Source organism: Vibrio splendidus (assembly GCF_003345295.1).
GTDB classification, from domain to species: Bacteria; Pseudomonadota; Gammaproteobacteria; order Enterobacterales; family Vibrionaceae; genus Vibrio; species Vibrio splendidus_K.
The window spans coordinates 2815355-2836069 of sequence record NZ_CP031055.1 but is presented as its reverse complement, the minus strand read 5'-3'; the positions used below and the strand labels follow the sequence as shown (position 1 = coordinate 2836069).

Sequence of the window (20715 nt, the reverse complement as noted above, 5' to 3'; positions counted from 1 at the left end):
AAGGACTAATTATGACCGCAGTACTCAAACCAAAAGATGAGAATGTTGTGTGGCATCAACACTCGATTGATAAAACATTCCGCTCTGATCTGAAATCACAAAAGCCAGCCGTGCTCTGGTTCACGGGATTATCTGGTTCTGGGAAGTCGACAGTCGCTGGAGCATTAGAAAGTCGCTTGGCACAGCTTGGTTACCATACTTACCTATTGGATGGCGATAATGTGCGTCATGGGTTATGTAGCGACCTTGGCTTCTCTGAGCAGGATCGCCGAGAGAATATCCGTCGTATTGGTGAACTCGCTAAGCTGATGGCAGATGCGGGCTTAATTGTGTTGTCTGCTTTTATTTCCCCACATCAAGCTGAAAGACAGTTAGTGCGAGACTTGCTACCTGAAGGCGAGTTTTTAGAGGTGTTTGTGAACACGCCACTTGAGGTTTGTGAGCAGCGTGATCCTAAAGGCCTGTATAAGAAAGCACGTGCTGGAGAGATCCCGAACTTCACTGGTATTAGTTCAGCTTACGAAGCGCCTCAGAACCCTGAGATTAATTTACCCGCAGGTGAGAAGACACTCGATGAATTGGTCGAGCTGTGTATTGATGCGTTAGAGAAGCGTAATATTTTAGCCAATTGAGATCGTTGGTATGATTAAGGCTGAGCACTTACTTATCTATTGATTTATGACTGATAAGTCGTGCAGCCTTGGTTTACCGAGACAAGAAACCTATCCTCTAGATTCTCTTTATTCCTTTCAATACACTCCACTTTTACACCGTCTATTTTTTGCACCGTCGAGTGTCTAGACGGTGTAATTTACGCTGCTTTTAACTTCTGTCTGAACCGTGAATTTCTGGCTCAATAGCGCAATCAGTTGGTCGTAATATTGCGTGTTTGGCTTGTTGCCAAGCAAGGTACAAAGCTCATTGCCTGTTGGGCTGAATCGATAGTAAACCAGCTTCACGCCTTTTGATAACGGTGCCAGTGACATGCCCTTACCTTGATAAGTTAGGTGTAGAGCTGGGTCGAAATCAATCTCTCCAGATTCTAATTCTGTTCCTAGAATAATCCCGAGTTCAATCAAGTGGAGCAAACTAGAGTAGGGCAGGTTGTGTCCACCAAGGTTGATGGTGTTGGTGGTGTCCCTTTTGCCAAAGCTGAAGATTCCAGCATGGGATTTAAAGCCGAGTAATAGTTTCCTGCTGTTATCACTACCAAAGCTACAACCCAGTGACGCGGCTCTTTGCAGGGTGAGCGCTTCTTTTGGTGTCATGTCTTTTAAGATCTGAAGCGCCTTCATTGACGTCGAGCCTGGGTTGGTGACTTCTCGTTTCAGTACTTGAGCCCATAGCCTCTGCATCGATGTATTGTGGATCTCTTGTGCCATATCGAAGAAGCGGTATAGCCAGTCCTGATCAGGGTCTCCAGCCGCTTCATCCTTACATGAAGAGTGTGCCAACTTTAGAATTTGTTCTAGGTTCTTTTGGCGAAGCTCTCTACGTTTTTTCTCTCGTAATAGTGCCCGTTCGATAAGCGTACTCTCAGCTTTATCGTTTGGCGTTGTACTATGACTAATTAAGGAATCGAGGCCGAAGCTTTGTGCGATGTGCAGCACTCTGCTTGCACTGTCGGCAATATGAGGCTTTTTCTCATGCTTTTGCTGTGTATCGCTAGCATGCTCAATGATCACTGGCTGTTTAGTTTCTGACATAAGAGTACCGTTAGGAGACGACTTAACTGTCTAAAATGTAACTCTTTATCTTATTGGTGGCTAGATTTTGCGTGCAGAGTTGAAGGTTTCAACAAAATTTTACTTTTGCTAATGATAATAAAATGTTAAATTTGTTGTAATTCTCAAGGAGGAGTTATGAATCAAGTCAATGATAACAAGCTGAAGAAACAGCTTAGTATAGGGTTATTACTCGCCACTTATGTCGCTGTTCTAGCGTACTTATCTAATTACATCGCGTAATTTAGAATAAAACAATCGTTATTAAACTGTTATTGAATGATTTCGCTCGTTCAGTGACGGCAGCTCATCCTTGAGCCACCCTTCTAATGACTACATGTCGTCATATTCTTCAATCGCAGTACCTTCAATAAGATAACCAGTTTGCGCCAAGTCATGGCTTATTGACTCGGTTTTCAGCGTACCCACTAAATAGATCACATCCCATAACTGTTGTATTGGTGCACCTTTAGGGAACTTCACGTAGATGATTTGGTTTGGTGGTGGCGGTGGCACGTGAATACATGCGCCAAAGTACGGTACCAGCAGAAACTCAGTGATCATGTTCTCATCGCCTTCTAATGGAATCACAAAGCCAGGAATCTTGACTGTGCTGCCATTCAGCTCTGGGCGAACAGCGCCAAGTGTCGATTGTTGAGGTTTGTCCATACTGTCGTGGTTAACCATCGGCATGCCAAATGAGTCGAGTTGTGCTCGCTCTGACTCTGGAATCAAGTCAATCCAATCGAGTGTTAATACCGATTCGTCAGTCTGAGTGGTTTCAGCGTGAGCTGTGCTGACAAATGGGAACATAAGTAACCCAAGTATCAGTAGGAATTTGCGTTGCATCGTAGGTTCCTATTTTAGATTCGAATAGTCATGCCATCAGACAATGACTGACGGTAAGCCCTGAAAGCGGGAATAAAGCCGATAATGATTCCGGCAACTTGCACCAAAATAAGCAGTTTCCACTCATGAGGTGTGATTGCGGATATCGATATGTTGATACCATAACTTTGTTGCACAATAGGAGCAACTACTGCGATCAGGGCAAACAACACGGCAACACCCAATGTGATACCGAGGAAGGTTAGGGCACTTGCTTCACTGATCAGTAAACCAAACACATGACGAGGCCTTGCTCCCATCGCGCGCAGAATAGCCATCTCTCGACGTCTTTCTTGCAAGCTAGTGAGTAGACTACTCAGCATCCCTAACAGTCCCGCGATTACAACAAACCCTGAAACAATCAGTAGTGCTTGTTCTGCTACTGCCATCATTCCCCATAATTCGTGAAGCGCAATGCCTGGCATAATGGCGCTCAAAGGTTCTTGGCGGTAGTTATTGATCTCTCGTTGCAGTGCAAAGGTTTGGATCTTCGACTTAAGGCCAACCATCATCGCGGTAATCTGCTTCGGTTGGAAGTCACGTTGCTTTAGCGCTTCAGCATTCGGTGTGTGCCCGAGGTTAGCCCCCGATTCCCAACCAACGTGAATCGCTTCAATGGCCTCTAACGAAACATGCACCGTTTTATCTACTGGTGTGCCGGTTGGCGCGAGTATTCCGACAATGGTGAAGGGCAGGTTGTCGTGGCGACTGAAGGCGACATCACTGATACCGTGCGCCAGAATGATGTGATCACCAATCTTGTAATCTAACTTCTTCGCGACATCGGCACCAATCACGACATCAAATAGCTGATTGAACTCTTTGCCTTGCTGAAAAGTAAGTGGTTGCTTACTTCCATAGCGATAATTCTCGAAGTAGCTATGGTTCGTGCCCATTACGCGGAAGCCTTTATGTGAGTCACCCAATGAGATTGGGATCGCCCACTTTACAGCGTTGTGCTGGCTAAATTCTTCATAGCTTTTCCAGTCGATGTTGTTGGTCGCATTACCGATTCTAAATACGGAATAAAGCAGCAGGTTTACCTGACCAGAGCGGCCACCGACGATAAGGTCAGTACCTGAAATCGTATTCGCAAAGCTGCTCTTAGCTTCGGTTCTTACACGTTCCACACCGAGTAATAGAATGACTGACACCGCCACAGTGAGAATAGTTAGAATGGCTGTGGCTTTACGGTTGAGTACGCTTTTTAAGGCTAAGTGAGTAATTACTTTCATACGACAACCTTAGCTTGGTTAACGGTTTTTAAATCTATGGTTCGAGTGAACAGTTTTTCTAATGTTGGATCGTGACTAACAAAGATCAGGGTAGAACCCGCCTGATTCGCTTGTTCTAGCAACAGTTCGATAAAGGCTTCTCGGTTGTCATGATCCAGAGCCGATGTCGGTTCGTCGGCAATAATGATTTTGGGTTGGCCGATCAAAGCACGAGCGGCAGCAACACGTTGTTGTTGACCAATACTCAACTCGGTAACGGGCTTGTCCATTAGAGCTTGAGGTAGCTTTAATCTGAGCAACAACTCTTGAGCGGTTGCTTGCAGGCTGTTCTGACTTTCAGTGACTTGCTGCTTACGAATCTTAGAAAACTGACAAGGAAGCGTCACGTTGTCGATGACTGACAAGTAAGGAAGCAGGTTAAATTGTTGGAATATATAACCAATATGATCGGCTCTGAATTTGTCTCTCTGGCGAGGTGTTAGCTGTGTGAGATCTTGGCCAAGGATAGATACTTCGCCTTGTTCAGCTTGGTTGATTCCGGTCAGTAACCCTAACAATGTTGATTTCCCGCAACCACTAGGCCCTTTGATGAAAAGGTGCTCTTGGGCTTGGATATGCAGTGAGGGGATCTCTAGCGTTGGGGGCAACTCAGGCTTCCAACGAAAGCTGATATTTTCGAGTTTGACGACAAGTGATGAACTGTCAGAAGACATATTAGCTCCAATAATTAAAGCGGTGTATCTACTGGACAGTTATTCGAATAATAAATTCCCAGAGCACACCGATTTGTACAGCCAAGTAAGTGAATACTTACTTGGCTGCTTATCTACGTTTAATTCAATCTAATACTGATTAGAATCGAAAACTAATACGATCTGCGTTAAGCACTTCTTGAATTTGAGCGCTGTCAGTTAGCAGGTTTACCGTCATTGATTTTGTGTTGCTGAACTTAGAGAACCATTGAGTGCTCACCGTATCTAGCTTCGCAATGTCTGAACATTGGTAGTGATACTCAACCGTGAATTCACCGTGGCCACCTTCTGAATGGTCATGGCCTTCGTGGTCATCATGACCGTGTTCTGCATGGTCATGGCCTTCGTGGTCGTCATGATCGTGTTCCGCGTGGTCATGGTCTTTGTGGTCGTCATGATCGTGCTCAGCGTGGTCATGGCCTTCGTGGTCGTCATGTTCGCCTTCCGCGTGGTCATGGCCTTCGTGGTCGTCATGTTCGCCTTCAGCGTGGTCATGGCCTTCACGGTCATCATGATCGTCTTCTAGGGTGTTCGTCACTGACTTGAACTTCAAAGTACAGCTTGCATTGTTGAAACCAAATAGTTCTTCTGGCTTGTTCAGTTGCGCGATAGCTTGTTCAAACACTTTCTTTTGCTCGGCAGTTTCTGGAGCATGTTCAAAGCCAACCACATCAGCGCCGGGAGCTGTTACTTCAACAAGCAGCTCTTGCCCATCTTGAGCGATGTTCACTTCAACTTTACCGTGCACGTGTGCTTCGTGAGAGCGGAATTCTTCGTTAGCTAGAACATTCGTTGAGACAGTCATGCCGATAACAACGGCTAAAATAGTAGGTTTCATGTTTTTTTCCTGAATAAAGGTTAATTAAAAAGTAGTGGTAATTAAGCGATATTTACAGGAGGTGAACGTGCTAAATAAGCGAAATACAGGCGCTGTAACGAAATTACTGACTCTGTAATAGTGGCTGTAAATTCTGAATGGAACTCTGGAACTTGTGGCAGTGAGTGCGCAGTAATGAACTGATTTATCGAAAACAGCTCACAGTGATGCGAAGTGTGGTGATCGGGGTCAATATCCACCATATGTGTTGCCGCTAACACGCTTAACATGAGCATCAGCCCAAGCAAGAAGCCTGTTTTGCGTTTCACATTGTTAGGTGTGTTTTGCCACATGAGTATGATTAACCACAGAATTAAAAAAGGATACTGTTATAATATAACAATATCCTTTGGTCAGGTCTCGAAAAAGACGCGAATATCTTATTAAAGGCTCGCTTTAATCAACTCAATGACTTGAGTGACTTCTGATTCGTTTAATGCCCCTTCTTTAACAAACAAGATTTTACCTTGCTTGTCTTGAACGATAATCGCAGAGCTTTCTTCTTTTAAAGCCCATGATGACGCTACCGTGCCGTCTTCATCTAGCACCATAGAAGACCATGGAAATTCTTCTTTGCTACTTTCTGCTGACGATTTAACAAAAGACCCAGTACCCCAAATCGCATCATCTTGGTTGATGATGGTCGTGGTTTGGTAGCTGTCTTCTGAGAATTTAGATGCTGTAATGGCTGCCATCAGTGGTGCGTTGAGCTCTTTCGAGCTGCTACGGCCTGCAATAGCTTGAACGACGCGAACTTTACCTAGAAGATCATTGGTTGCCCAAGCTTGATATCCGGTATTTCCGTCGTTTAGTACGATTTCACCATAGTTGCTAACATCGACAGCAGGTAGAGTTGTACCTACAGATAGGTTGTGAGCATTGGCGAAGAGTGGAGAGGCTGCGGCTAAAAAAGCCAGTAGAGTTTTGTTTTTCATTATATTTTTGTTCCGCTTATTGGTTTGCTCTGGAAGTATAATATGAAATTTGAAAAATGCCTCTTTAACTTTTTTATCGTACGACGTAGAAATAAGTTGCAGGCTTGTTACCAAAAGGTATAATGCATCAATATCGAGATGAACAATAGATTATCTTGCTGTTTGCTAAAGGAATTAGCGATTGAATGTGCTTTGAATACGTTAGTGTTTAGGTACGTGACTGTAGTACTCAAATGGAATTGAGGTTGTATTATGTTAAGAAAATTTTCTACTTACCGTCCACATCAGGTGGCACGTTTCGTTAAAGTCCTATTCAAAGGCCAGTTTGCTATTGAGGGTATCGGAGAGTTTCGCTTCGACCAAGGCAAAGTGCTTCTTCCTGAAGTTTCAGACAAACAAAAGCTCACTATTTTTAAAGAAGTTAACGGCACGATTGCTGCGCTGCCGGTGTAACTGACTGTTATAGATTGGCATTGCGTAAAATAGATTCCCAATGAAAAAGGGCTTCCTAGCGGAGCCCTTTTTTAATGGATGTTGTTCTAGTTTGTATGCCTAACACACATTATTGCGGAGGGAAGCACACACCCGTACCACCCAACCCACAGTAACCGTTAGGATTTTTGGCTAGGTATTGTTGGTGGTAGGTTTCTGCGAAAAAATATTTTCCAGCAGGCAGAACTTCCGTCGTGATCTCGTTGCCTAATGATTCAGTCATTGCTCGTTGATATTCACGTTTAGAGTGCTCGGCGACGGCTTGTTGCTGTTCGCTGAATGTGTATATCGCGGAGCGGTACTGAGTCCCTAAGTCGTTGCCTTGGCGCATACCTTGGGTGGGGTTATGGCGCTCCCAAAAGGTCTCAAGTATTCGAGCTAAAGATGTTTGTTCGCTATCAAAAATGACACGAACGACTTCGGTATGACCGGTTTGTCCGCTGCATACCTGCTCATAAGTGGGATTGACTGTGTATCCACCAGCGTAGCCAACGGATGTGGAAATAACACCATCAAGTTGCCAAAACAAACGCTCAGCTCCCCAAAAGCATCCCATACCAAGTAGGACTTCTTGTTGGGAACCCATAGGAGCATCGAGCAAGTCAGTTTGATTGACAAAATGGCGCTCAGTGATTCGGATTGGGTCTGCATTTCCCGGTAATGCGGTTGCTGCGGAAACCAGTTGTTGTTTGTTTAGCATGTTATATTCCTTTTCGCATACGTTTACCGCTTAAGTTAACATTAGATCCAGGTTCATATTAACGGCTGGTTCATATTGATTAAGTCTTTAAATTAGACCGTGTTATTCCAAGATTTATTACAGACTCAATGTCTTTTTAGCGGTATTATTTCTTTTCATTTATTAACGTATTGATAACTTCTTCACCAATTAAGCATGATAAGAAAAACTTTACCAGTTCTGATTGGCACTCTATTGTCATCGACGCTCGCTTTCGCTGATGTTTCCCTTGAAATTAAAGGGCTTAATGGAGCGCTTGAGGATAATGTTGATGCTTATCTGAGTGCGATTCCTGAAGAAGAGTACTCGGTTTCATTAAGGTTCCAATCTCGCTTGGAGTCTATGATAAAAGAAGCCCTGAATGCGTTAGGTTACTACCACCCTAAGATCACATTTTCTCACTCCCAAGATGATACCGAAATGACCGTTACGGTTGAGCCGGGAGAGCCTGTTGTTATTTATACTTCAGATATTGTTCTGACTGGTGAAGCCAAAGATGATCCTGACTTTTTGGCTTTGATAGCTAGGAGTAAGCTGTCTAAAGGTTCGATTCTGAATCATGGCAATTATGATTCTTTGAAATCATCGATCCGCAACCTTGGATTAGCGAAAGGCTACTTCGATGGGGCGTATGATCTTAGCAAGCTAGAAGTCGCCCCCGAATTAAACCGTGCTTATGTCCGCCTTCATTATAACAGTGGCATCCGCTATCACTTTGGTACAACCACTGTGACGGGCAGTCAAATTGAAGATGACAAAGTGCAATCTCTCAAGCCGTTTGAAGATGGTGAACCTTACTCAATTACCAAAGTCGGCGAGTACAACCAAAACCTGTCCAATACGGATTGGTTCTCCTCGGTATTTGTTGAACCAGATTTAAGCCAGTTAGGCGAAGGCCGAGAAATCCCGATGAAGGTTAGCCTTGCTCCGCAAGCGCGTAACCAAATCGAAACAGGTATCGGTGTATCAACAGACTTGGGCGTGAAAGGCACTCTCAAATGGAAAAAACCTTGGGTTAACGAGAAAGGTCATAGCTTCAATAGTAGCTTGTCGATCTCCAAGCCCGAGCAGACGATTACCGCGGCTTATAAAATCCCATTGGATGACGTGCTTAATGACTACTATCAAATTAAGTACGGTATGAAGAACTTGGATAACCGAGATACCAAAAGTTTGGAGTCAAACCTCGCCTTAGAAAGGTACTGGCGCCTAGATAACGGCTGGCAACGCACGGTGTTCATTCGATACTTGGTCGAAAACTATGAACAAGGTTTACAAGATGACTTGGCACAGTTTGTTTTGCCGGGTTTCTCTTTCTCACGAACTCGAACGCGAGGTGGTTCGATGCCGATGTGGGGCGATAAACAAACCATTATGTTTGAAGCGGCCGATGATACCTTGTTATCCGAAACTAAGGTTGTTCGTTTTCAAGGCCAAACCGCTTGGATTCGAAGCATTGGCGATAACCACCGAGGCCTAACTCGGCTTCAATTTGGCGGTAACTTTGCCGACGAGTTTGAGAAGCTGTCTCCTTCCCTAAGATTCTTTGCCGGTGGTGATAACAGCATTCGTGGTTACGGTTATGAGTCGATCTCTCCTCGCGATAAAAGTGGTGCATTAACGGGTGCGAAATTCATCGCAACCAGCTCGTTTGAATACCAATACCGCTTGGTTGGAAACTGGTGGGGCGCAGCATTCTACGATATTGGTGATGCATTTAATGACAAACCAGAGTGGAAGCACGGCACCGGTGTTGGGGTGCGTTGGGCGTCCCCCGTTGGTCCAGTGAGTCTAGATTTTGCTTGGGGCCTAGATGCAGCAAAAGGTGATGAGTTCCAGTTACACTTTAGTTTAGGGCCAGAATTATGATCAAAGTGATGGGCAAATTCATCAAGTGGACGTCGATCTCATTGACGTCTATTTTGCTGTTGTTGATAGCCCTGCTCGGTTTTGTTTTGTTCACTAACCCGGGGTTGAACACTGTGCTGTGGGGCGCTGAAAAAGCATTGCCACAACTTAAAGTGGAAAGTACCAAAGGGGCACTTTTCCCAAGCTTTACGCTTAATAATGTTCAGTTTAAAGATGACAGCCTGCATATCGACACCAAGGTTCAAAAGCTGAACTTGGCGATTAATCCTCGTTGTTTGCTTGATCCTAAGCTGTGTGTCGATCGTTTAGCGATTCAAGGGTTGGACTTCGCATTTACTGAACTGCCTCCACCCTCTACAGAAGAAACAGAACCGACTCCGCCCGTAACATCGGTAAAAACACCGTTGCCAATTGTGATCAACCGTATCGCTTTGTCTGATATCAAGTTAAATATCTTGGGACATGAAATTGAATGGAGCCTGTTCTCTACGGCTTTGAGTATGCAAGGTGAAAAGCTGACGGTATCGCCAACCTTATTCAATGATCTGAAGGTTAAACTCGCGGAGTCGACAGAAGAACCGCAAGCAGAAACTGTCGAGCCAGAAACCGCCGCTAAAACAGCGATCGAGCTACCTGAAGTTTTAATTCCTTTGCAGGTTGTACTTGAGCGTTTTGACCTAAACCGTTTCACCTTAGAACAAGAAACGCCAATTATTGTCAACCACCTTGGCCTTGAAGCTAAGGCGGGTAAACACACGGTTGATGTTTCCACTCTCGAACTCGATATGCCACAAGTAAGCGCAAATCTAACGACGAAAGTTGAGCTCAAGGGCGACTATCCGCTAGAACTTTCTTTGGATGCGTTAGTGAAAGAAACCGACCTCGCTGGTCAGAAATTATCACTAAAAGCACAAGGAAGCGTAGCTAAGCTGCACTTAGATTCTGAGTTTTCTCAGCTGATTGAGGCAAAGCTGTCTGGGGATATTCAATCCTTAGAGCCAACTCTACCATTTGATCTTCTTTTAGAGGGCGGACAAGCGCAGTGGCCTCTTACCGGAAAAAGCGATTACCAAGCGACAATTGAGCAATTCAAAGCTAATGGCTCACTAGATGGTTTCAATGTTCTACTTAAAGGTGAGGCCGATGGTAAGGAAATCCCTGAGTTATCAATCGATCTACAGGGTAAAGGCACGACGGAACAGATTGAGCTCGAGCGTCTAAAGCTAAACACGCTAGGCGGTGAACTTAACGGTGTCGTTAAAGCGAATTGGAAGAGTCTCGTTAACTGGCAAGCTGACGTGACACTCAAAGACATTCAGCCGGGCCTGCAATGGCCAGAAGCCGAGGGTAACATTAGCGGAAGCATCGTCACCTCGGGTGAGTTGACGGAAGCGGGCGGCTGGGCGATTGAATTGCCTAAACTGGATATTGAAGGGATCTTGCGAGAGTACCCTCTGGATATCGAAGGTCAGTTGTCTGCGTCGGATCGCAACGCGAGCGGTGAACCAAAGCTGAAAACCAGCGGTTTAAGCTTGGCTCACGGTGTTAACTCGATTAAGGCTTTAGGTGAGCTTGATAAGAAATGGGACATGGGTATTGAGATCTACTTCCCTGAGCTTGTAAAAAGTGTCCCTGATTTGAAAGGTAAAGTGATTGGTAACATCCAGCTAAGTGGTCCAACGAAAGAGCCGGAAGTCGATCTCGCTCTAAATGTGGATAAGGTAGATTGGAATAACGGAGCAACACTAGAATCTTTGTCGCTTAATGGCTCTGTGGTTCCTCTTCCATTACCTGAAGCACAAGCTGATCTTGTACTCAAAGCTAAGAACTTAACCTATCAAGATCAAAGCGTGGAAAGCATTGATCTCACGGTCAGTGGTGGCGAGAAGAAACACACAGTGACACTTGATGTGATATCCGACATCGTGTCGACAAGTTTGGCCATCTCTGGTGAGTTGATTCAAAAGCCTTCTATTATTTGGGATGGGTCGTTAGACCGCGTCAAAATAACCACTCAGCAAGGCCCTTGGGTATTAGATCAACCTGTCGCGATAAAGGCGGATGTCGATAAACAGTTTGCCGATGTTCAAGCGCACTGTTGGAAACAATCTGGTTCGAGTGTGTGTTTGGATGAAGACGTTCGTGTCGGAAAATCGGGTGAGGCCAAGGTGGCCATCAATCAATTCGATTTCGAGCAGATTAAAGCCTTTGTGCCTAAAGAGACGCAATTACAGGGCTTAGTCAATGCAAATGCCCATGCTAAGTGGTCTGAACAAGGTGAACCTGAGGTTACGGTAAGCGTTGATATGCCTAAAGGTCAGGTTGTTCAACAAGTTGGTGAGCCAATCACACTGGGTTGGGAAAGCGTTGCATTGAATGCCCAGCTGAAAGACAACAAACTGGATGCCGATTTTAAGTTGGATGTTTCCGACAATGGCGACCTGTCTGGTAAGGTGTCGTTACCGGATATTCTTGCCGAAGACAAAATGGTCGATGCAGCAATTAAGCTGACCACGTTCCATCTCGATTTCTTACAACCAATCCTAGGTGAGTACAGTCTGTTGAAAGCTGACCTCGAGAGTGACCTTCAAGTTAAAGGCTCTTTGATGCACCCTCAAGTTTTTGGTCAGTTCTCGGTTGATGGTATTCAAGTCAAAGGTGACGTTACGCCTGTTGATGTGAAAGATGGCCGCATCGACCTCGATTTTGATGGTTATAGTGCAAAACTGGATGCGAATGTAGAAACACCTGACGGTCACCTTGATATTGAGGGAACCGGAGATTGGCAAGATCTTAAAGCATGGCACTCTAGCGTTAGAGTTTTTGCCGATGAGTTGATGGTTGATATCCCGCCGATGGTCAAGGTTAAGGTCGTACCTGATATGACTATTGACGTCACGCCCGAGCTGGCAAAAATTACGGGTGACATAGCACTACCATGGGGACGAATTGTGGTAGAAGACTTACCACCGTCAGCGGTTGGTGTGTCTTCCGATCAAGTGATATTGAATAAAAACCTTGAGCCTGAAAGTGAAGATACGATCCCATTCAATGTGATGACCAATATTAATATCTCCATTGGTGATGACTTTAAATTGTCTGCCTTCGGTCTTGAAGGCGACTTGGTTGGTAAGCTCAATGTAGCTCAAAAAGACCAAGGCCCATTCATCACTGGTGAAGTGAATATCGTCGATGGTACTTACCAATCATTCGGGCAAGACCTCTTGATCGAAGAGGGTAAAATTCTAATGAATGGTCCACCGGATCAGCCATATGTAGCCATCAATGCGATTCGTAACCCTGATAATACTCAGGATGATGTGACAGCAGGTATTCGAGTGACAGGCCCTGCGACAGAGCCGACCATCGAGATTTACTCTGATCCAGCGATGCCACAAGCGAACGCGCTGTCTTATATTCTGCGTGGCCAAGATATTGATGGCGAGTCGAGCGGTTCGATGACAACAACCTTGATCGGTTTGAGTTTGGCGAAGAGTGGTAAGGTTGTTGGCGAAATCGGTGAAGCCTTTGGTGTACAAGATTTACAACTGGATACAGCAGGCTCTGGGGATGACTCACAAGTAACGGTAAGTGGCTACATTCTGCCTGGTTTACAGGTGAAGTATGGTGTGGGTATCTTTAACTCGTTAGGCGAGTTTACCGTTCGTTATCGATTGATGCAGGATCTCTACGTTGAGGCTGTATCGGGTCTAGACAGTGCTGTGGATCTTCTCTATCAGTTTGAATTCGAGTAACACTTTAAGCGGTGATTGATTAGCGGATGACGAATGCTAGGGAGTGAGTATGCAGCACCTCGTTTTTGTTTATGGGACATTGAGAAAAGATCAATCGAACCACCACTATTTAAAACAGTGTGAGTGTTTAGGAAGGTTTGACACACCTGAGGAATACGCACTTTTTGATTTAGTTGCGTATCCGGCGATGATTTTCGGAAAGAAAAGTGTCGCTGGCGAGGTCTATATCATTAACGACGAAATTTTGGAGTCGCTCGATCGGCTAGAAGATGTTCCTGTTGAGTATCGTCGCGAGCAAATAGAGACTATATTTGGATTAGCATGGGTATATTTGTATCAGCTTGATCTAACAGCTAATAAAGAAATACTTTCGGGTGACTGGTGTAAGCGGGACATCTGTTAGCCGTTATGTCTCCTAGAGTTATCAAACAAAAAGCCAGCATATAAATGCTGGCTTTTTTAATGACGTTATTTTGAGAAATAAACGAGAAAATTAGTCTCGGTTAAGCTCAAGAAACTCTTCTACTTTGCGAACCATGTCTGTTGAGCCAACAAAGAAAGGTACACGTTGGTGTAACTCAGTTGGTTTGATGTCCATGATACGTTGAGCACCGTCTGAAGCGATACCACCCGCTTGTTCCATAAGGAAAGCAATTGGGTTGCACTCGTAAAGCAAACGCAGTTTACCTTGAGGGTGGCTTTGTGTGCTTGGGTATAAGTAGATGCCGCCTTTCAGCAGGTTACGGTGGAAATCTGATACTAGAGAACCGATGTAACGAGAGGTGTAAGGGCGGTTATCACTCGGCTCATCTTCTTGGCAGTACTTGATGTACTTTTTAACACCGGTAGGGAAGCGGAAGTAGTTACCTTCGTTGATCGAGTAGATCTTACCTTCATCAGGGATCATCATGTTTTCATGAGATAGACAGAAGGTACCCAGTGATGGGTCGTAGGTGAAACCATTTACGCCAGCACCTGTTGTGTAAACAAGCATGGTTGAAGAACCGTAAATTACGTAACCAGCTGCGACTTGTTTGTGTCCAGGCTGTAGGAAATCTTCTTGTGTTGGTGGGGTACCAATCGGTGACACTCGGCGGTAGATAGAGAAGATCGTACCAACCGATACATTCACATCGATGTTTGAAGAACCATCAAGTGGATCCATCAGAACAACGTATTTTGCGTTTTTGTTGAGCTCTTTATTGAAGGCAACAGCTTCGTCTTCTTCTTCACTTGCAACACCACAAACTTGGTCACGAGCTTCTAGAGCCGCTTTAAATTTGTCGTTCGCGTAAAGGTCTAGCTTTTGTTGCTCTTCACCTTGAACGTTGTCTGTACCAACAGCGCCAGTAATGTCGACAAGACCTGCTTTGTTGATTTCACGGTTAACAATTTTCGCAGCAAGACGAATTGATGACAAAAGGGATGATAGATCACCACTTGCATGGGGAAAGTCACTTTGTTTTGCAACAATGAACTCACCAAGGGTGCGCATCTCAGACATGTTATTTCCTTAAACTTCTCTCAATATTAGGGGGGATTTGAGCACTGTAGATTAGGCCTCTTGAGTGGGCTTTATTCATCTAGACGCTTACCTAAATTCTAAAGGTTAGATCTTTTTAATGGTAATGAACTAAGCGACACAGATCTCACTTACTATGTCGACTAAATTTGTTTTGCATTGCTGCTCGCTTTTAATCGCCATTTAATGATAATGAGTGCAAGTAGTTTGATTTAGACATGGCTCATTTAGCCAAGCGTTTGGAAGCAATATATGCATATTCACATCTTAGGAATTTGTGGCACCTTCATGGGTGGTGCCGCGGTATTGGCTCGTCAATTAGGTCACAAGGTTACGGGTAGTGACGCGAATGTTTATCCTCCAATGAGCACCTTGTTGGAGTCTCAGGGGATTGAGATTATTGAAGGGTTCGACCCTAGTCAATTAGAGCCAAGGCCTGATCTCGTGGTTATCGGTAATGCCATGAGTCGTGGTAACCCGTGTGTTGAGTATGTATTGGATAATAACCTTAGATACACATCTGGCCCGCAATGGTTGCAAGAATTTCTACTGCATGACCGTTGGGTTCTTGCGGTCTCGGGAACGCATGGCAAGACTACTACATCAAGCATGTTGGCTTGGATCTTGGAAGATTGTGGCTATGCACCGGGCTTCTTAGTTGGCGGTGTGTTGGGTAACTTTGGTATATCTGCTCGCCTTGGTGAAAGCATGTTCTTCGTGGTTGAAGCCGACGAATACGACAGTGCTTTTTTCGATAAACGATCTAAGTTCGTTCATTACCACCCAAGAACCTTGGTCATGAATAATCTTGAGTTCGATCATGCGGATATCTTTGATGATCTTGAAGCGATCAAGCGACAGTTTCATCATTTGGTTCGCACTGTGCCAAGTAATGGTCGTATTTTCTCACCGAAGCAAGATACGGCTATTGAAGATGTTCTATCTCGTGGGTGTTGGAGTGAGACTGAATCGAGCGGCGAACTTGGTGATTGGGATGCCAAGAAACTGGTTAAAGATGGCTCCAAATTTGAGGTCTATTTCCAAGACGAATGTGTTGGAACCGTAGACTGGGATTTGGTTGGTGATCATAACGTAAGTAATGCCTTGATGGCGATTGCGGCGGCAAGACATGTTGGTGTGACACCCGACTTAGGATGTGAATCACTGGCAACTTTTATTAATACCAAGCGTCGCTTAGAGTTTAAAGGCGAAGTGGCAGGTGTTTCCGTCTATGACGATTTTGCTCATCATCCTACAGCGATTGAACTTACTCTGGGTGGCTTACGTAATAAGGTCGATACGAAAAAAATCATTGCCGTTTTAGAGCCTCGTTCTGCCACCATGAAGCGTGGTGTGCATAAAGAAACCTTGGCTGATTCGCTCAAACAGGCGGATTCTACCTACTTATTCCAACCAGATAACATTGATTGGTCTGTACAAGATGTTGCCGACGCGTGCCATCAACCCGCGCACGTAAGTGATGACATGGATGCATTCGTTGCTAGAATTGTCTCAGAAGCACGAGCGGGCGACCAAATCTTAGTAATGAGTAACGGTGGCTTTGGTGGTATTCACCAGAAATTGTTGGATGCGTTGGCACTCAAAGGCTAACGGCATCCACGACCTTATATTTTGAAGTAATTGAGAACATGACAAAACACGATAAAGCTATAACCCTCGCTTTCACTGGTGCATCAGGTGCGCCTTATGGCTTGCGTTTACTTGAATGCCTTTTGGCGGCGGATTATCAGGTCTATTTACTGATATCGTCGGCAGCGAGAGTGGTGTTGGCAACCGAGCATGAACTTAAGTTACCTGCAGGGCCCGATGCAGCGAAACAAGCTTTGGTTAAGCATTTAGGTTGCGACCCAGAAAAGCTGGTGGTGTGTGGCAAAGATGATTGGTTCTCACCGGTTGCCTCTGGTTCTGCAGCGCCGAAGCAGATGGTCGTTTGTCCATGTTCAGCGGGAAGCTTGGCTTCAATTGCTCATGGCTTATCGGATAATCTGATTGAGCGTGCTGCAGATGTGGTCATGAAAGAACGAGGCCAACTGTTGTTGGTGGTTCGTGAGACGCCATTCTCGACGCTGCACTTAGAGAACATGCATAAGCTATCGACTATGGGCGTGACGATTATGCCTGCCGCTCCGGGTTTTTATCATCAACCTAAGTCGATTGAAGATCTGGTCGATTTTATGGTGGCGCGCATTTTGGATCATCTTGGCATCGAGCAAGGTTTAGTGCCACGTTGGGGTTACGATCAACGTAATTGATCCAAACTTGATAGCTTATTGTTAAAATTCTAATTACAATTCTGAACACTCATCGGGGAGCGAACCATTCAAATAATGAATGCGAGCTGAGATCAAGCAAGTGCTTGGGACCCGTAAACCTGAACCAGATAATGCTGGCGTAGGAATTGAGTTAGGAACAACTTCTACCGTTCTCCTCCCTCAAACCTGTGCCGCTCAGACCATGGAGAGCGTCCAGTGAAATTTACATTAACAACTCTTGCTGTTACTACAGCCATCTCTTTTTCTGCCTTTGCTGCAGACAATACCCTAACGGTTTATACCTATGACTCTTTTGCTGCGGATTGGGGCCCTCGTCCTGCCGTTGAAAAAGCATTTGAAGAAAAGTGTGGCTGCGATGTGAACTTTGTCGCGCTAGAAGATGGCGTATCGATTCTGAACCGCTTGCGTCTTGAAGGTGGTAACAGCAAAGCTGATATCGTGTTAGGCCTAGATAACAATCTGATGGCTGAAGCGAAAGCGACGGGCTTATTGGCTGAGCACAATGTTGATACGTCTTCAGTGACACTTCCTAACGGCTGGGACGACAGCACCTTTGTTCCTTATGATTTTGGTTACTTTGCGTTTATCTATAACAAAGAGAAACTAGCAAACCCACCTAAGAGCTTGAAAGAACTGGTTGAGCAGCGTGACGACCTTAAGGTTATCTACCAAGACCCACGTACATCAACGCCGGGTCAAGGCATGATGCTATGGATGAAGTCGGTATACGGTGATGAAGCGACGGCAGCTTGGAAGAAACTTGCTCAGAAAACGGTTACGGTTACTAAAGGTTGGTCTGAAGCTTACTCTATGTTCTTAAATGGGGAGTCGGACTTAGTCTTGTCTTACACAACATCTCCTGCTTACCACATCATTGCAGAAAGTGATTCTAAGTATGCAGCTGCAAGCTTTGAAGAAGGTCATTACACTCAAGTGGAAGTGGCAGCGAAAGTTAAAGGCAGCAAAAATGAAAAACTGGCCGATGAGTTTATGGCGTTTATTTTAAGTGATGAATTCCAATCGGCGATGCCAACGGGCAACTGGATGTACCCAGTGACGGATATCGAGCTACCAAAAGGGTTCGAGCAGTTAACAGTACCGCAGAAAGCTCTGAGTTTTACGCCTGAAGAAATCGCTGCTAAGCGTAAGCCATGGATTCGTGAATGGCAGAGTGCACTTACTTTTTAAAGGATTAGCCTTCTAGCTTAACTTTCTAAAGATGAGTTTCCTAAAGCTCAGCTTTCTAACTTTCTGTATTTAAAGGTTCGTTCGATATTAACTGAGTGAACCACTTACGGTAAAAAATCAATTTATGATAAAGAAAACACCTAAGGTCGGGATCTGGGTTGCGATACTCATTACCGCCTTTGTGGTTTCAGCAGTTGGGGCATTGCTTAGCAATGCCCCTTCTCTTGATATCAGCCAAGTATGGTCCGATCCTTACTATTGGCACGTAACGAAATTCAGTTTTTATCAAGCGACACTCTCAACTGTGCTGAGTGTTGGCTTTGCTATACCTATTGCTCATGCTTTGTGTCGCAGGCAATTTTTTGGGCGAGCTCTGTTGTTAAGGCTGTTCGCATCGACCTTGGTTCTGCCTGTGTTAGTCGGTGTGTTTGGTTTGCTTGCTATTTATGGCAACAGTGGTTGGTTAGCTAAATTTCTGGCGAACTTCGATATTGAATTACCATTCTCCATCTATGGATTGAATGGCATTTTACTCGCACATGTCTTCTTTAATCTGCCCTATGCCAGTCGTTTACTTTTACAAGCTTTGGATACCGTGCCTGCCGAGCAACATAAGCTGTGTGCTCATTTGGGTATGAGTCATTGGAATAAATTTAAATGGGTCGAATGGCCGCGATTGAGACAGCAACTGCCTCATGTGTGTGGCCTAGTCTTCATGCTGTGCTTCACCAGCTTTGCTACCGTGATGGCGCTAGGTGGAGGTCCTAAATCGACCACTATCGAGTTGGCAATCTATCAAGCGATTAAGTTCGATTTTGACCTACAGGCTGGTGCGTTACTCGCGATATGGCAAATGCTGCTGTGTGGTGTATTAGCGGTGAGTATTCAGCGCTTGTCTAAGCCTATCTCCGTGACAGCCAGTCAGCTGTCGGAAGAGAAATATTTGGTTAAGGACAGCTGGTGGTCAAAAGCTTGGGATAGCTTTTGGATCATAGTAGTCTCAATGCTGGTATTGCCGCCATTAGCCATGGTTATCGTCAGTGGTATTAACTCACAAGCACTGATTGTGCTCAGCAGCGAACCGTTTTGGGCTGCGTTAATGACCTCAGTTAAAGTTGCGTCCTTAGCAAGTGTTATTGCTGTCGGTATTGGTATTGCGATACTGCTGACCAGTCGTGCATGGCGTTTGCAGAATAAGAACTTTAGAGCCGATAAAATCGAGCTGATTGGTACCATTATCTTAGTGACACCAGGGTTAGTGATCAGTACGGGACTCTTCTTATTACTGCGTTCATTTACCGATGTATTTAGCTTAGCTTTCTTTATTGTGATTGCCGTGAATAGCTTAATGGCACTGCCTTATGTGATTAAAACCTTAGCCCAACCTATGTTGCATTTATCTCAACAGTATCAATACGTGTGTGCAAGCTTGGGAATGACAGGTTTCACACGTTTTAGACTGGTGGAGTGGCGCGCACTACGTAAACCAATGGCGCAAGCCTTCTCTATTAGCTTTATGCTGGCGATGGGGGACTTGAGTGCCATTGCCTTGTTTGGTAGCCAAGATTTTAGAACGCTGCCTTTGTATCTATTCCAATTGTTAGGCAGCTATCAAATGGAAGCTGCGGCGGTGGTTTCTGTGAGTTTACTGCTGCTGAGTGTGGGCAGTTTTAGCTTAATAGAATTTTTATTTACTCGAAGTTCAAAGCCCAATGCTAAAGAGTTAAGGAACCGATGATGTTAGTGATGAAAGAGGTGGACTACCACTATCACCGAGAGTTGTTTCGCTTTGATTTCCAAGCTGAGCAGGGCGACATTGTCGCGTTGATGGGGCCGAGTGGCGCTGGTAAATCAACGTTGTTGGCGCTAGTCGCGGGATTCATAGAGCCTACATCGGGTGAGATATCAGTGGCAGGACAATCGCTTATTGGTAAAGAGGCACATCAACGCCCATTGGCTATGCTGTTCCAAGAACACAATCTTTTTGCCCATCTCACCGTACGTGAAAATATTGGTTTAGGGCTGCATCCAGGATTAAAGCTTACAGCAACCCAAAAGCTCAAAGTTGAGCAAGCAGCCGCACAAGTAGGTGTTGCAGAGTATTTAGATAGATTGCCTGAGCATTTATCGGGTGGCCAGCGCCAGCGTGTCGCGTTAGCCCGCTGTTTTGTTCAGCCTCATGATATCTGGTTGCTTGATGAACCTTTCTCTGCGCTTGATCCTTTGCTGCGCGAGGAGATGCTTAGCTTAGTGAAGCGATTAGCGGCAGAACGAAATATTACGGTATTGATGGTGACGCATCATTTAGGTGATGCACGCAGTATCGCGAATAAGTTTATTTTTGTGGCGCTAGGTAAGGTGTTGGTTGAAGACTCGATAGAGGTACTGACCGCTACTCATCCACAGCAAGAATTAAGCTCGTTTGTTAAAGCGGGTGAGTGACGA

The 20715-nt window shown here is 45.0% G+C and carries 19 protein-coding genes and 1 riboswitch; of the genes, 10 read left to right on the top strand and 9 right to left on the bottom strand.

The annotated features are described in order from the left end of the window. Positions 1 to 11 precede the first annotated feature (11 nt). Positions 12 to 632, top strand: coding sequence for an adenylyl-sulfate kinase (cysC, locus tag DUN60_RS12560; protein WP_114634045.1), 621 nt, complete (start codon positions 12 to 14; stop codon positions 630 to 632). Positions 633 to 797: 165 nt separating this feature from the next. Here the strand turns inward: cysC and DUN60_RS12555 are convergent, their stop codons facing one another. From DUN60_RS12555 to DUN60_RS12525, 7 genes are all read right to left on the bottom strand, one after another. After that, positions 798 to 1706 (bottom strand): TIGR03899 family protein, encoded by a 909-nt coding sequence (locus DUN60_RS12555; protein WP_114634044.1) that lies wholly within the window; start codon positions 1704 to 1706, stop codon positions 798 to 800. A gap of 351 nt (positions 1707 to 2057) precedes the next feature. After that, the gene (locus tag DUN60_RS12550) at positions 2058 to 2573 is read right to left on the bottom strand and encodes a DUF3299 domain-containing protein (protein WP_114634043.1); all 516 of its coding nucleotides are present in this window, start codon (positions 2571 to 2573) and stop codon (positions 2058 to 2060) included. Positions 2574 to 2587: 14 nt separating this feature from the next. Next, the gene (locus DUN60_RS12545; protein WP_054548270.1) at positions 2588 to 3847 is read right to left on the bottom strand and encodes an ABC transporter permease; all 1260 of its coding nucleotides are present in this window, start codon (positions 3845 to 3847) and stop codon (positions 2588 to 2590) included. Next, entirely contained in the window at positions 3844 to 4560 is a 717-nt protein-coding gene (locus tag DUN60_RS12540; protein WP_019824198.1) for an ABC transporter ATP-binding protein, read from the bottom strand. The genes DUN60_RS12545 and DUN60_RS12540 overlap by 4 nt, the downstream gene beginning before the upstream one ends. A 139-nt stretch (positions 4561 to 4699) precedes the next feature. Further along, complete coding sequence (zrgA, locus tag DUN60_RS12535; RefSeq protein ID WP_114634042.1) at positions 4700 to 5437, bottom strand: zinc uptake protein ZrgA; 738 nt, start codon at positions 5435 to 5437, stop codon at positions 4700 to 4702. 41 nt (positions 5438 to 5478) lie between these two features. Continuing rightward, a complete protein-coding gene (locus DUN60_RS12530) occupies positions 5479 to 5769 on the bottom strand; it encodes a DUF2607 family protein (RefSeq protein WP_017078801.1) in 291 nt (96 codons plus the stop codon). A gap of 90 nt (positions 5770 to 5859) precedes the next feature. Continuing rightward, positions 5860 to 6411 (bottom strand): YtfJ family protein, encoded by a 552-nt coding sequence (locus tag DUN60_RS12525; protein ID WP_017078800.1) that lies wholly within the window; start codon positions 6409 to 6411, stop codon positions 5860 to 5862. A gap of 252 nt (positions 6412 to 6663) precedes the next feature. Between DUN60_RS12525 and DUN60_RS12520 the strand changes: the two genes are divergently transcribed. Beyond that, positions 6664 to 6864, top strand: coding sequence for a DUF1107 family protein (locus tag DUN60_RS12520; protein WP_004735283.1), 201 nt, complete (start codon positions 6664 to 6666; stop codon positions 6862 to 6864). 109 nt (positions 6865 to 6973) lie between these two features. Here DUN60_RS12520 and msrA read toward each other — a convergent pair whose 3' ends face one another. Beyond that, positions 6974 to 7603, bottom strand: coding sequence for a peptide-methionine (S)-S-oxide reductase MsrA (gene msrA / locus DUN60_RS12515; protein ID WP_017092969.1), 630 nt, complete (start codon positions 7601 to 7603; stop codon positions 6974 to 6976). Positions 7604 to 7798: 195 nt separating this feature from the next. On the opposite strand from msrA, the gene tamA reads away from it, so the two are divergent. Genes tamA through DUN60_RS12500 form a run of 3 tightly spaced genes read left to right on the top strand, consistent with a single transcriptional unit; the run spans position 7799 to position 13669 of the window. Then, entirely contained in the window at positions 7799 to 9511 is a 1713-nt protein-coding gene (gene tamA / locus DUN60_RS12510) for an autotransporter assembly complex protein TamA (protein ID WP_065207460.1), read from the top strand. Continuing rightward, positions 9508 to 13266, top strand: a complete 3759-nt coding sequence (gene tamB / locus DUN60_RS12505; RefSeq protein ID WP_114634041.1) for an autotransporter assembly complex protein TamB — start codon at positions 9508 to 9510, stop codon at positions 13264 to 13266. Before tamA ends, tamB begins: the two co-directional genes overlap by 4 nt. Positions 13267 to 13315: 49 nt before the next feature. Further along, positions 13316 to 13669, top strand: coding sequence for a gamma-glutamylcyclotransferase family protein (locus DUN60_RS12500; protein WP_114634040.1), 354 nt, complete (start codon positions 13316 to 13318; stop codon positions 13667 to 13669). A 90-nt stretch (positions 13670 to 13759) separates the two neighbouring features. Here DUN60_RS12500 and fbp read toward each other — a convergent pair whose 3' ends face one another. Then, a complete protein-coding gene (gene fbp / locus DUN60_RS12495) occupies positions 13760 to 14770 on the bottom strand; it encodes a class 1 fructose-bisphosphatase (RefSeq protein WP_004735289.1) in 1011 nt (336 codons plus the stop codon). A 270-nt stretch (positions 14771 to 15040) separates the two neighbouring features. On the opposite strand from fbp, the gene mpl reads away from it, so the two are divergent. From mpl to thiQ, 5 genes are all read left to right on the top strand, one after another. After that, positions 15041 to 16399 (top strand): UDP-N-acetylmuramate:L-alanyl-gamma-D-glutamyl-meso-diaminopimelate ligase, encoded by a 1359-nt coding sequence (mpl, locus tag DUN60_RS12490; protein WP_114634039.1) that lies wholly within the window; start codon positions 15041 to 15043, stop codon positions 16397 to 16399. A gap of 38 nt (positions 16400 to 16437) precedes the next feature. Next, on the top strand, positions 16438 to 17061 hold the full coding sequence (locus DUN60_RS12485) for a flavin prenyltransferase UbiX (RefSeq protein ID WP_016787846.1): 624 nt from the start codon (positions 16438 to 16440) through the stop codon (positions 17059 to 17061). Positions 17062 to 17104: 43 nt separating this feature from the next. Then, positions 17105 to 17224: riboswitch (TPP riboswitch) on the top strand. A 53-nt stretch (positions 17225 to 17277) separates the two neighbouring features. Beyond that, entirely contained in the window at positions 17278 to 18270 is a 993-nt protein-coding gene (gene thiB / locus DUN60_RS12480) for a thiamine ABC transporter substrate binding subunit (RefSeq protein WP_114634038.1), read from the top strand. Between the two features lie 124 nt (positions 18271 to 18394). After that, entirely contained in the window at positions 18395 to 20008 is a 1614-nt protein-coding gene (thiP, locus tag DUN60_RS12475) for a thiamine/thiamine pyrophosphate ABC transporter permease ThiP (RefSeq protein ID WP_061023522.1), read from the top strand. After that, positions 20008 to 20712 carry a thiamine ABC transporter ATP-binding protein gene (thiQ, locus tag DUN60_RS12470; RefSeq protein ID WP_020477151.1) on the top strand — a complete coding sequence of 235 codons (705 nt, stop codon included), beginning with the start codon at positions 20008 to 20010 and terminating at the stop codon, positions 20710 to 20712. The genes thiP and thiQ overlap by 1 nt, the downstream gene beginning before the upstream one ends. The last annotated feature ends 3 nt before the right edge of the window (positions 20713 to 20715 follow it).